Source organism: Halorubrum vacuolatum, from assembly GCF_900188065.1.
GTDB lineage: Archaea > Halobacteriota > Halobacteria > Halobacteriales > Haloferacaceae > Halorubrum > Halorubrum vacuolatum.
In genome coordinates this window covers 49068-61508 of sequence record NZ_FZNQ01000008.1, presented here as the reverse complement: position 1 = coordinate 61508, position 12441 = coordinate 49068, and the positions used below count along the sequence as shown (strand labels likewise).

Sequence of the window (12441 nt, the reverse complement as noted above, 5' to 3'; positions counted from 1 at the left end):
TGACCGATCGGATCCGTCCGGACGGAGGGTTCGGCGTCGCAGACGCTCCGTGGGGAGGAGGGCCGTCGGAACACGACGATCACTGCAGTTCCGGCGGCTTCTCGCGGTGTCCGACCTTCATCTCCGTGGTGTAGTACTTGTGTGCGAGCGCGGAGAAGAGGAACGCGACCACGACGGCCAGCGTCCAAGCGATCTCCGGCAGCAGCACGAACGGCCACGTCCCCAGCCAGACGGCGATCACGAGCGCGGCCGACACGCCCGAAAGCCCGAGATAGTACTCGCTCCACGGGATCTCCTTGCCCTCGACGACGTCGAGATAGAGGTCGACGTTCTCCAACGCCGGGGTCGGCTCAACCACGCCGCGGCTCTTGTTGAATCGGATCACGCCCACCCGATCCATCTTCGGAAGGTGTGACTGCTGAAGCGCCGTGTAGACGCGCTTGCGGTCGTTGCCCGTAACCTGTGCCCGGTCCACGCCGTTCTCCCACGCCGCGATCTGTTCAGCCATCTCGCCGATGGAGAGCGATTCCTCCTCGCGTTTCAGCAGGTGAACCGCGAACCGACGCCGCTGGTTCGCGAGCACCTCGAACAGTTCGTCCTCCGAAACGTCCTCGGTCGGCTCGGAGGGCCCGGTGGATTGTGTCGCCGCCGCCGCGATGGATCGGGTCGGCCGCCAGGATCGGCTCCGGATCTACGAGCGTGTGCTCGAGACCGTCGACGATATGGTGTGCGTCCTCGACGGCGAGCGGGTGTCGTATGCGACCACGCCGCTCGCGTCATGGCTCGACACGACACGGGAGGAGCTGGTCGGTCGACCGCTCGTCGATGTGCTTCCCCCGGACGCTGCCGAAGCGCTCCGAGAGGCGCTCGATTCGCTCGATAAGGACGGGGAGGTGACCGTCGACCTCGCGGTTGATCGAACCGATGGCAGCACCCGCCGTGGCGTCCTGCGGCTCTCGCCGCTGCCCGCCCAGCCCGGACAGACGGTCGGTTCACTCGACGATACGACCGAACTCGTCCGGGCACGCACGGCACTCGGTCACGAGCGAGACCGGTTCCTGCGGCTCTTCGAGCAGATCCCGGACCCGATCCTCGAGGTCGAATACGTGGAGGATGACACGGTCGTCCGCTCGATAAACGACGCCTTCGCGGAGCGGTTCGGTCACGACCCGACCGCGATCGAGGGACGTTCGATACGTCACCTCGACCTTCATTATGGGACCGATGTGGACGCGGATGGACGATCGATCGACGAACGAGTTCGGGAAGGCGGCGTCCTCACCGATCAGTTCCGTCGCCGGACGGTGGACGGTCCCCGGGAGTTCCTGTTTCGGGGGTTCACCTACGAATCCGGGTCGAAAACGCGTGCGTTCGGCATCTACACGGATATCACCGAGCAGAAACACCGCGAACGCTACCTCCAGGTCACGAACCGGATCCTGAGACACAACCTCCGAAACGAGTTGAACGTTGTCTTCGGGTACGCGAGCGAGATCGTTCGGCTCGCCGAGGACGACGTGGCCGTCGAGTACGCGAGACGTATCGAACAGACGGGCCGCGAACTCGCCGGTCTCGCCGAGGGGGCGGCCGAACTTAAACAGTACATCGACGGAGGGGCCGCCATCGAACTCGGACCCGTCCCGCTCAAGCCGATGGCGGAGCGCGTCGCCGCGGACCTTCGGGATCGCTATCCGACGGCGAGGATCGACGTCGACGTGCCCGCATCGGCGACTGCCCACGCGGACGAGGACCTCGAAACCGCGATCGAAGAGCTCGTCGAGAACGCGATCGAACACGGCGGCGAGACGCCACGGGTTCTCGTTGAGGCGACCGTCGACGGACAGGATGACGGATCCGGGGAGGTCTCGCTCGTCGTCGCCGACGACGGCCCCGGGATTCCCGACTCGATCCGAACGGTGGTGGCCGGGGAGGGCGAGATTACCCAGCTCCAGCACAACTCCGGCATCGGGCTCTGGCTCGTCTCGTGGATCGTCGGGGCGTACGGCGGCGACCTCTCGTTCGGTCCCGGGATCGACGGAACGGGGACCGCGGTGACCATGCGGATACCCGCGGCCGACTGAGCTCCGGGCGCGCCCGGCGGGAGCGCGGTTCCGACCCGTTTATTTCGGTCGACGAAGCGTATGCCGTATGGACGACACCGAGCCGACTTCGAGGGCATCGAAGGCGAGCGGAAACGGGGAACGTCACGCGCTCGCGGATGGGGGCGGGACGGCGGGCGGACCGACACGGACGGAACTGGTCTCCGCTCTGCGCGCGGCGGACGCGGTTCGGTTCGGGGAGTTCGAACTGTCCCACGGCGGCACGAGCGAGTACTACGTCGACAAGTATCTCTTCGAGACGGACCCGGAGGCGCTCGCCGTCATCGCCGACGCATTCGCCGCCCGGCTCGCCGACACCGACGAGACGCTCGCCGGCGTCGCCCTCGGGGCGGTCCCGCTCGTCGCGGTGACCGCCGATCGGCTCGGTCGACGATACGTCATCGCGCGCAAACGGACGAAGGAGTACGGTACGGGCAACCGGATCGAGGGACGACTTGAGGCGGGCGAGCCGGTCATCGTCTTGGAGGACATCGCGACGACCGGGCGCTCCGCGGTCGACGCGGTTGAGGCGTTACGCGAGGCCGGCGCCGTCGTCGACCGCGTGTTCGTCGTCGTCGACCGCGAGGAGGGTGCACGCGAGCTGCTCGCCGAACACGACATCGAGCTGGAGGCGCTGCTCACCGCCTCGGAGCTGCTCGCCGACCGCGAGGAGTGAGGCGTATCCTCCAGCACGTTTCCGACAGCACTCCCGCCGGCGGCGGCATCATTGCGGCCGTGGTACCGTCGCGATTGGTCGTCCGCGAACCGCATCGGCCACCCTTAAGGTCGGTGCCGGCTGAAAGGAGGTATGGAACCACGGGATCTGTCCTCGCATTCGCCGTACGTGCCGGGACGGGGCGTCGAGGAGGTCGCTCGTGACCTCGGAATCGACCCCGGCAACCTGATCAAACTCTCCTCGAACGAGAACCCCCATGGCGCGAGTCCGGACGCCATCGAAGCGATCCGGGCGCACGCCGAGGGGATCCACGTCTATCCGAAGGCCGCACACACGGATCTCATCGCCCGACTCGCGGAGAAGTGGGACGTATCGACGGCGCAGGTCTGGGTCTCGCCGGGCGCGGACGGATCCATCGATTACCTCTCACGGGCGATGCTGGATCCCGGAGACCGGATACTCGTCTCCGATCCGGGCTTCGCGTACTACGCGATGTCCGCCCGATATCACCACGGCGAGGTGAACACGTATCCGCTCACGCGTGCGGACGGTTTCGCACAGACGGCCGACGGCGTGCTCGAATCCTATGACGGCGAGCGGATGATCTACGTTACTTCCCCACACAATCCATCCGGTTCGGTGATGTCGCTTGCGGAGGTGCGTGCGCTTACGGAGGCCGTCGACCCGGAGACGCTCGTCGTCGTCGACGAGGCGTACGGCGAGTTCGCCGACGGCGAGAGCGCGGTGTCGTTGCTTGCGGAACGCGACAACGTGGCCGTCCTCAGAACGTTCTCGAAGGCCTACGGGCTTGCGGGACTTCGGATCGGCTACGCGGTGGTCCCGGAGGCGTGGGGTGACGCGTACGCGCGGGTGAACACACCCTTCGCCGCGAGCGAGCTGGCCTGTCGTGCGGCCCTTGCGGCGTTGGACGACACCGAACACGTCGAACGCTCCGTCGAGACCGCCCGCTGGGCACGTGGGTATATTACCGCCGAGCTCGACGCGCCGACGTTCGAATCCGCCGGGAACTTCGTGCTCGCGAGGGTCGGCGACGCGACGGCCGTCACCGAGGCGGCCCAGCCGGAAGGGGTGATCATCCGTGACTGTACCTCCTTCGGGCTCCCCGGCTGTGTCCGGATCTCGACGGGGACCCGCGACGAAACCCGTCAGGCGGTCGAGACGCTCAACGAGGTGTTCGCGGACCTCAAACTCGGCGCACATGCGTAAGCGGCGGGGTCGGGTCCAGAGTCGGGAGCGGTGTCCAACACGGAATGGACACACGGGTGCGGACAGCGAGGAGGGTGGGGATCGCGGGGTGGACGGATGAGCGAGAGCGGTGACCGGATCGCGGTGACCGGTACCCCGGGGACGGGAAAATCGACGGCGACGGCGTTGCTCGCCGACGAGTACGACGTGATCCACCTCAACGACCTTATACAGGACGACGAGGATCTCTGGACGGAGCGAGATCCTCAGCGGGGGAGCCTCGTCGCGGATCTGGAGGCGATCGCGGACCGACTCGGCGACTGGTCCGGGGTGCTGGATTCACATCTCGCACACCGGTTCGCCGTCGACCGGGTCGTCGTGTTGCGCTGTGCGCCCGAGACGCTCGAACGTCGGCTCCGTGAACGTGGTGCACCCCCCACGAAGGTGGCCGAAAACGCCGAGGCGGAGGCACTCGACGTGATACTCTCGGAGGCGGTCGCCGAACATGGCCTCGACCGGGTGTATGAGATCGACGGAACCGAGCGGACTCCCCAGGAGATCGCCGCCGGGATCCGTGACGTCATCGAGGGACGTCGGGACCCGAGCGCGGGCGAAGTCGATTTCACCGACTATCTGTGATCGGCCACCGGGAGTAAGTTTGAACGGCCGCCAGGAGTAAATTTCAACCAGTAAATATGTTCTATTTTACGTTAGTAATATATCATTTCATCCAGTGCCTCACGCCATGGTTTCACAGGCGGAGATTCAAGAGGCAGAAGCCGAGATCCGAAACGCGGAGCCATCACACGGGCTCCGGAACCAAGTTCCACCGGATCAAGAGATCCAGTGGGTCGCAAAACGGGACCTTCGAACGGCCTGGTTGAGCCTGATCTTACATAAAATCAAGACGCTCGTCATCCTGTTCGGTGCCGGAATCGTCGCCGCGTTTGTCGTGTTAGCCGCGTTGGGCTTTATTTGGGGCTTTCTCGCGTTCCTGCTTATCGGGATCCTCGCCCCTGTTGGGTATATCGGATACAAGTACTACTACATGAAAAACACCCATATCGAGTACGCCGCTACCGACGAGCAGTTCATTCGATACCGGGACACGCCGTCGACGACGCGAAGCGAATCGCTCCCGATAAACCGCGCCAAGGACGCCAAGTTCAGACAGGACCGGTGGGACAAGTTCCTCGATACGGGGGACATTCTCGTCCGAGGACTCGGGTCGGCGAAGAACATCCGGGTCAAGGACGTGCCGAACCCCGAGGCGGTCCATCGGGTGATCCAACAACAGATCGCCGACGCGGAGCAGGTCGACGACATGGCAGCCGCAGGGGGCAGCGTCCACCGACGTAACGTCACCTCCTGAGCGGCACTCGATTCGTCCGTTGTCAGCGTGTGGAATCGGACGGCCAGCCCGAATTATCACGGAGCGATGACCGACGGTTTATATCCTCGCCGGGCGACCGAACGGATAACAATGCGCGCCGAGGTGGGACACGGATGACCCTCGATCAGTTTCGTCCGGTGGCCGATCGGCTGCTCGGCCCGTGGGTGAGCGCCGCACAGTGGCTCGGGCTCACCCCCGATCAGGTGAGCGTCGTCGCCTTCGGTGTCGCCGTCGTCGCCGCCGGGGCGTTCGCGGTCGCCGATCCGATTTTTTACCTGTTCGGCGCGATCTGTGTGCTGCTCAACGGCTGGCTCGACCTCGTTGACGGCGCGCTCGCGAGGGAAGAGGGGATCGCCTCCGACGGCGGCGACTTCCTCGATCACGTGCTTGACCGCTACGCCGACATCGTGATCATCGCCGGGTTCACCGCCGGCGTCGGCGCGTATGCGCTGGGCTTTCTCGCCGTCACCGGCGTGCTCATGACCTCCTATCTCGGCACGCAGATCCAGGCGGTCGGCATCGGGCGTGAGTACGGCGGGCTCCTCGGCCGTGCCGACCGACTCGCGCTGATGGGCGTCGTCGGCGTCCTCGCCGCGATCACGACGGCCCCGCTCGTCGTCGGATTGAACGTGGTCGAACTGCTGCTCGTGCTCCTCGCCGTCGTCGGCCACCTCACCGCACTCCAGCGGTTCCGGGGCGCGTGGGCGGACCTCTAGCGAGGAGATATACGGGCCGCACCGGAGGGAGCGTTTATGTTCGCCGCGAGTGACCCGCGATGTATGTCGGAGCTCACCGTCCGCGACCGGGCGAAACGGAACGCGAGCGGTATCGCCGCGCTGTTGGTGACGGGGACGTGGCTGCCCGCGCTGATCCTCGGGTACGACTGGTGGCTCGCCGCGTTGCTTTTCGGCTACATCGTCGTCGTGCCGATCACCGCGATGCTCTTCGAGGAGGAGAATCCGGTGCTCGCGGAGGCGTCGGATCGACGCGCCGACGCGTTGGACGAGGTCCGTGCCCGGTATGCCGCCGGGGAGATCGACTACGACGAGTTCGAGAAGCGGCTCGAGGACGTACTGGAGACCGAGACGGTGGCGGATGCGACCGATCACGTGGCGCGGCGGCGCGCGACGGCGACCACGACGAGGGACGCGGGCGGGACCGACCGTGACGGAGGCCGTGAAGCGGCGGATGACGGCGGAGGAGCGGATCGCGACGGCGACGTGGAACAACGGAGCGCCGACACGCCGGACGATACCGTCCTCGACGCCGAAGAAACCGACGCGACCGAGCGCCGGTGAGCGACGACGCTCCCTGGACGGCGGTCACCGCAACCGCACTGCGGTGCCGTACGCGAGGATCTCGGCGCCGCTCTCGGCGATCGAGGACGTGGTGAATCGGACGTTGACGACGGCGTCAGCCCCGAGCGCTTCCGCCTCCTGTACCATCCGGCCCTGTGCTTCATCGCGTGCGTCGGTCATCAACTCGGTGTATCCCTTCAGCTCGCCGCCGGCGAGGTTGCGGAGACCCTGCGTGATATCGCGACCCACGTTGCGGGCGCGGACGGTGTTGCCACGGACGACGCCGAGCGTCTCGACGACCTCCCGGCCGGCGACGGAATCGGTGTTGGAGAGCTGCATACGCGGATCTCTAGCCGAGTGGATATAAATCACCAACCCCCTCAACGGGGGAGAAACCGAACCGGCACCATGGACGCGATCGATTGGATATAACCCAAACAGGCTCCGCCCGAAGGGAGATACACGAGATGTGCTGACGAAGTCCTCAACTATCCGCCATCCCGGTCGGTGGGCGGACCTATATAAAGCGAGCGCGACGATGAGACGGGTATGCACGATGAGACGGGGATGCGTTTTGATCACGTCGGGATCGCGACCCGCGACATCGGGACGATAGGCGTCCTGTTCGAGGACCTGCTCCACGCACCGGTCGTCCACGAGGAGCGGTTCGAGGACCTGCGGATCGTCTTTTTGAAGCTCGAGGGGGGCGGGTATTTCGAGCTGTTGGAGCCGGTCGCGGAGGGAACGATCGGCCGATATCTCGACCGGCACGGCCCCGGCATCCATCACGTCGCGCTCGAAACCGCGGACATCGACGGGGCGCTCTCGCGAGCCCGCTCGCTCGGGATCGACCTCGTCGATGAGGAGCCTCGAGCGGGCGCATGGGGTCACGACGTTGCGTTCTTACACCCCGCCTCGACGGGCGGCGTCCTCCTCGAATTCGTCGAACACTGATCGCGATCCGACGGGCGTCGGTCGCATTCGGCCCCCGAAGGAACCTAGCCGTCCGCGGGCGCGATCACCCGCCCGACGACGTAGCTCGCGGGCCCGATGGCGAGCGCCACGGCCGCGGCGACCGCCAGCGGCTCCACGGCGGCACCCGCCGGCAACGCGTCCAGATATCGCGGCTCAACCGTCCGGAGCCCGACGGCGGCCGCGGGGCCATACATAAATAGCGTACACGGGAGCGCCCCGGTCCCGATCCGCGCCATCGCGACGGCCCCGAGCGCACCGACGGCGACGGCGGTGGCCGCGAGCCACGCTGCCGTGCCGCCGTCGGATACCGGCAGGAGGTCGAAGGAGACGAACGCGAGCGCGAAGCCGACGGCGCCCCAGACCGTCGCCCGTTCGAAACCATGCTCGCCGAGGAGGCTTGCACGAAGCGCTGCGCGACGGGGCCGACCGTCGGTCCGTTCCCCGCCATCCGTCCGCGCGGTCGTCGTATCAACCGTCATTTCGGGTTCGTCGCTCCTCGCCCCGTCCGTTCGGGCGTGAGGTTGCCGTGTTCGTCTATCTCGCCGCTGACGATCCGCGTCGAGGAGATCCGATCGCCGTCAGCGGCCGGCACGTGATCGACGACGACGATCTCCAACGGATCGTGACCGCGCTCGATGCGGATCTCGTTGATCCGCTCACCCCCCTCGCGGGTCTCCGGGGAGACGATGAGCGCGTCGAACTGCGGCTCGACGGCGATGCCGGTCGGCTCGGTCAGCTCCCGGACGGTAAACTCACGGCCGTATGTTTCCGCAAACCGCTCGAGCTCGGCTTCGAGGTCCCGTCTGCGATCCTCATACGAGCGGACGTATCGTTCGACGTGGCGCGTCCGGGGGGCAAGGTCATCGGATGTGAGCCCGATGGTGACGTCGCCGAGTTCGAACGCGCGGTCGAAGAGCCTCCGGTGGCCGTCGTGGATCGGATCGAACGTGCCACCGAGCGCGACGTTCATGCCCGTCAGTCGCGTGGCCGAACCTTAAAACGTCCCGAAGCGCGACGGCCGGGTCGAGCCAACGGCGATCAGGCCGGTCGGTCCCCGCCGTCGCCGTCGGCGTCGACGCCACCCTCACGGTCCTCACCGTCCTCGACGCCACCCGCAGGCTCGTCGTTGCCCTCGACACCGTCCTCGTGCTCGCCGTCGTCCCCAGCGCCGTCGACCGAGATGCGGACCGGATCCCGGTCGCCGTCACGCGACTCGCCGCCGAGACGCCGATCGAGGTTGAACACGGCGTTGAGCTCACGCTGGACGTCACCGACGACCCCCTGGACGAGCTCGCTCGGTGCGATCGCCTCGTACTCGTAGGGGTTGTTGCCGGCCCCGCTGGACTCGCGCTTTCTGCGGGTGACTTTGCCCTCGTCGTGCAGCTCCGCGAGCGCCTCACGGACGGTGCTCGGATAGAGCCCGGTCCCGTCGGCGACCTCCCCGCTCGTGCTATCCGGATGCTCCCGGAGGAAGACGTAGATCCGGGCGCGTGTCTCCGTATCGAGCAGCCACGAGAGCAGATCGACGACGTTGTCGTCGAAGCCCCTGACGGCCCGGTCGGCGCCCTCACCGATCCGCTCGCGTGTCCGACGAAGCTCCTCCCGTGTCCGCTCCGTTCGGGAGCCCTCCTCGTCCGCTTCGTCCGTGGTCATATCAGAGGGGTCATCCCCGCGCGCGGAAAAGCGTTTCCCGTCGCTTTGCCGGCGACGAAAGTGACGGGTCGCCGTCGAACCGCCGTTGTGCCGTCACGGCCGAACGATCAGGTCCGCACGGAGCGCCTCCGGACCCTCATCGGCGTGGATCCGTCGCTGTCGCTCCGCCCCGCTTTCACGGTCGAGGACCCCTCGGAGCCCGGAGACGCCGAGGCGATCACACAGCCGGTCGACGGCCGTCGCCAGGGAAACGGTTTCCTTGCCGTCTCGGGTGATGAAGGACGCCCCGTGGCCGTGGCGGATCGCGCGCCACTTGTTTTCATCGAGGAGCTCACGCCGCATCCGCGTCGCCGGCTCGCCGTCCTGATATCGCTCCGCGAGGTCGACGACGAGCGCATGGACGCACTCGGCGAACGCAAGCGTCAGCTCCGGGTCGCGTTGGGCGTCGGGCGCGCGAACCTCGACGGTCCCGTGGCCGGTATGGGGTCGGACGTCGAACCAGAGCTCGCCGCGGTCCTCGATGGAGCCGTGTTCGACCATCCGGCGCTCGTAGCGCTCGAACGCCTCGAAATCCTCGAACGCCGAGGGGACCCCCGTATTCGGGAGGTTCTCGAAGATCTTCGCGCGGGCCGACGAGAGGCCGGTGTCGAACCCGTTCCAGAACGGCGAGTTCGCCGACAGCGCCAACAACACGGGACAGTACCAGCGGAGCTCGTTCGCGATCCAGATGGCCTTGTCCGCGTCGTCGACCCCGACGTGGACGTGCAATCCGGCGGTCGTGTTTCGGTGTTGCGGATACCGGATCCGGTCCAGCTGTGATCGATACCGCGGCTTCTGGGCGTGATCGAGTTCCCGCCACGTCGCGTCGGGATGGAGTCCGGCGCTCGCGATCCGATAGCCGTGTGCGTCCGCGTGTGAGACGAGCGCCTCCCGCACGGTCGTGAGCGCCCCTTCCGCCTCGGTGTATCCCTCAAGCAGCGGCGTTTGGGCTTCGATCGTACATTGAAAGAGTTCGTGGTCGAACCCGTTCGGGATCTCCGCGGGCGGCTCGCTGGCGTAGACGAGGTCGTCGGTTCCGGACGTCGGGCGGCCCTCGGCGTCGACGATGAAGAATTCCTCTTCGATCCCGAGGGTACCCATTCGGTCGAACGCGTCCCGTGAACCGAATTCCATTATCCCCTATTCACTCCCGGCGCTCTTATAAGGTGTGAACCCGGCCGCCTCTGTCGATATCGGCTCACGACTTCCACCCGAACATGTGGATATCGACCCAAGACACCCACGGAGATGGCGATATCGATCGAGCGCTTCCCGACCGAGCCGGCGACTACCGCAGCGTCGCGATCACGCCGAGGTGGTCCTCGTGATACGGATCGAGTCGTTCGGTCTCGCGTATCTCGTAGCGGTCACGGAGGCGGTCGAGCGTCCGCTCGAAGACGGCCGCCGGCGCGTCGGTGACGTCCTCGCTGCGCGCTTTCACCGCCAAAAGGAGCCGGCCGTCGGGCGCGAGAAACCGCGCGTTGCGGACGGCGACCGCTGCCTGTCCCCGCGTCGCAACGTCCTGAATGATGGCGTCGACGTCCGCCTCGACGACGTGGCCGTAGGTCTCCGGCCGACGGGCGTCCTTGAGCAGCGGGATCAGTCGGTCGCGCGTCTCCGCCGCCGAAAGCAGGTCGCGTGCGGGCCGCGCCGCGAACTCCACGGCGTAGGTCGGCCCCGCGAAGTCGGCGACGTGACTGACCGTCGTCCCGGCCGCCGCGCCGAGATACAGGACCGTCTCGTCGCCGACGAGCCCGTGATCCATGCCGAGTTCGATCATCGCGCCGAGCTTCGAGCGGTTCGGGTCCCACGTCCGCCAGCCGTCCGCGGTGGGCTCACCGTAGACCGGCTCCCCGCGCGTCGCGAGCCGCGAGCGACCCTCGATGGATCGACGTTCGACGCCGGCGGGAAGTCGCTCGCTCGTCTCACTCATCAGCGCTCACCTCACTCATCAGCGCTCACCCCTTCCGTGTCAGCGCGTTCCGAATCGGCACGCGCCCGGATCGTCGCGATCCGCTCCCTGAGGTCCTCGTGGAGCTCCGCGCGCAGCTCACCCGAGTAGTGATCGACCCGGGCGGCAAGGGTGAGCTTTCCGGCGAACGCGCGGGCGGCCGAGCCACGATCCGCCGGCCGTGTGTTTCGCACGAAGTCGTGGGTGTAGATGACGCCGTGTTTCGGCGACGGGGCTCGACCGGCGAGGTGCGCGAAGAGTGCGTCCTCCGCCCCGAGAACCTGGACCGTTCCGGACGGCTTCTTCGCGAGCGGCTCCAGCCCGCCGGCAAGCGCGATGAGCCGGGCGGCGAGCTCCGGGCCGGCCATCGCCGAGAGATTTGGCGCGACTGAGGGCGCGGTCCGTTCGATGTACGCCGACAGCTCGTCGCGCTCGTCGGCGAGATCGACCGCACGGGTCGCGAGCGAGACTGCGCGTCGCTCCGCGGCTTCGTTCGGCTCACGGGCGGCGACATCGCGGGCCCCGTCGACCCCGGTCGGTGCCGTGTCGAAGATCGCCCCCGCCCACTCGGTCGCGCGCTCGGCGACCTCGTTCGCCGTTCGTTCACAGTCGTCCATCGCCCTGACCGCGTGGATCAGCTGTCGGTCATCCGCCCGTTCGCGCTCGCGGACCGTCCGCCGTGTGGCCCGCGTCGCCGCCGCGCGGAGTCGGTCGTAGTAGTCGTCCGTGTCGTCGGCGAATCCCGAATCGACCGCCAGCGTCGGCCACCCCCGAGGTGTCTCCGCTCGTCCCTCGATGATCGCGGCGGCTGCGTCGTCGTCCTCGGGGTCGAGGCCGTCGAACCAGCCGCCGTCCGGGCCGTTCGTTGCGTCGGTGTCCTCGCTCATTGTCGGGCGTTCTCGCCGGGCGGGTAAAGTCGTTCCCGACCGAGGCTCGGCGCCGCCGTACGAGGGATGCCCAGCGACGCGGCATCCGGGACGTGCTGGGTCGCCGGGAGGCTCGCCAGGAGCGGCGGGCGGGATGTCGATGATCCCCGCGACGTTACCGAGTATACTTTCACAGAATATTGGAAAGCACCTTTTGTAAATTCTAATACTTACTTTTGAGATCGGAAATCGATCTTCCGATTTGGGTAATTTTATGTGGCAGCG

The 12441-nt window shown here is 66.9% G+C and carries 16 protein-coding genes; 8 read left to right on the top strand and 8 right to left on the bottom strand.

Features of this window, described 5'->3' with window-relative positions:
• Positions 1 to 79: 79 nt before the first annotated feature.
• Positions 80 to 658 carry a DUF7344 domain-containing protein gene (locus CHB65_RS09070; RefSeq protein WP_089384743.1) on the bottom strand — a complete coding sequence of 193 codons (579 nt, stop codon included), beginning with the start codon at positions 656 to 658 and terminating at the stop codon, positions 80 to 82.
• On the opposite strand from CHB65_RS09070, the gene CHB65_RS09065 reads away from it, so the two are divergent.
• The 7 genes from CHB65_RS09065 (at position 633) to CHB65_RS09035 (ending at position 6672) form a co-directional block, all read left to right on the top strand.
• A complete protein-coding gene (locus tag CHB65_RS09065; protein ID WP_143420384.1) occupies positions 633 to 2081 on the top strand; it encodes a PAS domain-containing sensor histidine kinase in 1449 nt (482 codons plus the stop codon). The two genes, CHB65_RS09070 and CHB65_RS09065, sit on opposite strands and share 26 nt — an antisense overlap.
• Before the next feature lie 67 nt (positions 2082 to 2148).
• Positions 2149 to 2775 carry an orotate phosphoribosyltransferase gene (gene pyrE, locus CHB65_RS09060; RefSeq protein ID WP_089384741.1) on the top strand — a complete coding sequence of 209 codons (627 nt, stop codon included), beginning with the start codon at positions 2149 to 2151 and terminating at the stop codon, positions 2773 to 2775.
• 132 nt (positions 2776 to 2907) lie between these two features.
• A complete protein-coding gene (gene hisC, locus CHB65_RS09055) occupies positions 2908 to 4002 on the top strand; it encodes a histidinol-phosphate transaminase (protein WP_089384740.1) in 1095 nt (364 codons plus the stop codon).
• Positions 4003 to 4098: 96 nt separating this feature from the next.
• Positions 4099 to 4620, top strand: coding sequence for an adenylate kinase family protein (locus CHB65_RS09050; protein ID WP_089384739.1), 522 nt, complete (start codon positions 4099 to 4101; stop codon positions 4618 to 4620).
• A 106-nt stretch (positions 4621 to 4726) separates the two neighbouring features.
• Positions 4727 to 5353 carry a YdbT family protein gene (locus CHB65_RS09045; RefSeq protein ID WP_089384738.1) on the top strand — a complete coding sequence of 209 codons (627 nt, stop codon included), beginning with the start codon at positions 4727 to 4729 and terminating at the stop codon, positions 5351 to 5353.
• 134 nt (positions 5354 to 5487) lie between these two features.
• Entirely contained in the window at positions 5488 to 6090 is a 603-nt protein-coding gene (locus CHB65_RS09040; protein ID WP_089384737.1) for a CDP-alcohol phosphatidyltransferase family protein, read from the top strand.
• Between the two features lie 63 nt (positions 6091 to 6153).
• Positions 6154 to 6672 (top strand): SHOCT domain-containing protein, encoded by a 519-nt coding sequence (locus CHB65_RS09035; protein WP_245809947.1) that lies wholly within the window; start codon positions 6154 to 6156, stop codon positions 6670 to 6672.
• Between the two features lie 24 nt (positions 6673 to 6696).
• Here CHB65_RS09035 and CHB65_RS09030 read toward each other — a convergent pair whose 3' ends face one another.
• Positions 6697 to 7011: a YbjQ family protein gene (locus tag CHB65_RS09030; protein WP_089384736.1), complete on the bottom strand. Its 315-nt coding sequence runs from the start codon at positions 7009 to 7011 to the stop codon at positions 6697 to 6699.
• A gap of 228 nt (positions 7012 to 7239) precedes the next feature.
• On the opposite strand from CHB65_RS09030, the gene mce reads away from it, so the two are divergent.
• Positions 7240 to 7626 carry a methylmalonyl-CoA epimerase gene (gene mce / locus CHB65_RS09025; protein ID WP_089384827.1) on the top strand — a complete coding sequence of 129 codons (387 nt, stop codon included), beginning with the start codon at positions 7240 to 7242 and terminating at the stop codon, positions 7624 to 7626.
• Positions 7627 to 7670: 44 nt separating this feature from the next.
• On the opposite strand, the gene CHB65_RS09020 is transcribed toward mce, so the two are convergent.
• From CHB65_RS09020 to CHB65_RS08995, 6 genes are all read right to left on the bottom strand, one after another.
• The gene (locus tag CHB65_RS09020) at positions 7671 to 8126 is read right to left on the bottom strand and encodes a hypothetical protein (protein ID WP_089384735.1); all 456 of its coding nucleotides are present in this window, start codon (positions 8124 to 8126) and stop codon (positions 7671 to 7673) included.
• A complete protein-coding gene (locus tag CHB65_RS09015) occupies positions 8123 to 8617 on the bottom strand; it encodes a phosphopantetheine adenylyltransferase (protein WP_089384734.1) in 495 nt (164 codons plus the stop codon). Before CHB65_RS09015 ends, CHB65_RS09020 begins: the two co-directional genes overlap by 4 nt.
• A gap of 68 nt (positions 8618 to 8685) precedes the next feature.
• A complete protein-coding gene (locus CHB65_RS09010; RefSeq protein WP_089384733.1) occupies positions 8686 to 9300 on the bottom strand; it encodes a winged helix-turn-helix domain-containing protein in 615 nt (204 codons plus the stop codon).
• Positions 9301 to 9393: 93 nt separating this feature from the next.
• The gene (locus CHB65_RS09005) at positions 9394 to 10473 is read right to left on the bottom strand and encodes a glutamate--cysteine ligase (RefSeq protein WP_089384732.1); all 1080 of its coding nucleotides are present in this window, start codon (positions 10471 to 10473) and stop codon (positions 9394 to 9396) included.
• A gap of 154 nt (positions 10474 to 10627) precedes the next feature.
• Positions 10628 to 11272 carry a fibrillarin-like rRNA/tRNA 2'-O-methyltransferase gene (locus tag CHB65_RS09000; RefSeq protein WP_089384731.1) on the bottom strand — a complete coding sequence of 215 codons (645 nt, stop codon included), beginning with the start codon at positions 11270 to 11272 and terminating at the stop codon, positions 10628 to 10630.
• A gap of 11 nt (positions 11273 to 11283) precedes the next feature.
• Positions 11284 to 12177 carry an NOP5/NOP56 family protein gene (locus CHB65_RS08995; protein WP_089384730.1) on the bottom strand — a complete coding sequence of 298 codons (894 nt, stop codon included), beginning with the start codon at positions 12175 to 12177 and terminating at the stop codon, positions 11284 to 11286.
• Positions 12178 to 12441: the final 264 nt, after the last annotated feature.

Coding starts and splice junctions, on each gene's coding strand:
- hisC (WP_089384740.1), top strand. CDS start 2,908: ATGGAACCACGGGATCTGTCCTCGCATTCGCCGTACGTGCCGGGACGG.
- pyrE (WP_089384741.1), top strand. CDS start 2,149: ATGGACGACACCGAGCCGACTTCGAGGGCATCGAAGGCGAGCGGAAAC.
- CHB65_RS09050 (WP_089384739.1), top strand. CDS start 4,099: ATGAGCGAGAGCGGTGACCGGATCGCGGTGACCGGTACCCCGGGGACG.
- CHB65_RS09000 (WP_089384731.1), bottom strand. CDS start 11,272: ATGAGTGAGACGAGCGAGCGACTTCCCGCCGGCGTCGAACGTCGATCC.
- CHB65_RS08995 (WP_089384730.1), bottom strand. CDS start 12,177: ATGAGCGAGGACACCGACGCAACGAACGGCCCGGACGGCGGCTGGTTC.
- mce (WP_089384827.1), top strand. CDS start 7,240: ATGCGTTTTGATCACGTCGGGATCGCGACCCGCGACATCGGGACGATA.
- CHB65_RS09030 (WP_089384736.1), bottom strand. CDS start 7,011: ATGCAGCTCTCCAACACCGATTCCGTCGCCGGCCGGGAGGTCGTCGAG.
- CHB65_RS09010 (WP_089384733.1), bottom strand. CDS start 9,300: ATGACCACGGACGAAGCGGACGAGGAGGGCTCCCGAACGGAGCGGACA.
- CHB65_RS09020 (WP_089384735.1), bottom strand. CDS start 8,126: ATGACGGTTGATACGACGACCGCGCGGACGGATGGCGGGGAACGGACC.
- CHB65_RS09015 (WP_089384734.1), bottom strand. CDS start 8,617: ATGAACGTCGCGCTCGGTGGCACGTTCGATCCGATCCACGACGGCCAC.
- CHB65_RS09040 (WP_089384737.1), top strand. CDS start 5,488: ATGACCCTCGATCAGTTTCGTCCGGTGGCCGATCGGCTGCTCGGCCCG.
- CHB65_RS09005 (WP_089384732.1), bottom strand. CDS start 10,473: ATGGAATTCGGTTCACGGGACGCGTTCGACCGAATGGGTACCCTCGGG.
- CHB65_RS09035 (WP_245809947.1), top strand. CDS start 6,154: ATGTCGGAGCTCACCGTCCGCGACCGGGCGAAACGGAACGCGAGCGGT.
- CHB65_RS09045 (WP_089384738.1), top strand. CDS start 4,727: ATGGTTTCACAGGCGGAGATTCAAGAGGCAGAAGCCGAGATCCGAAAC.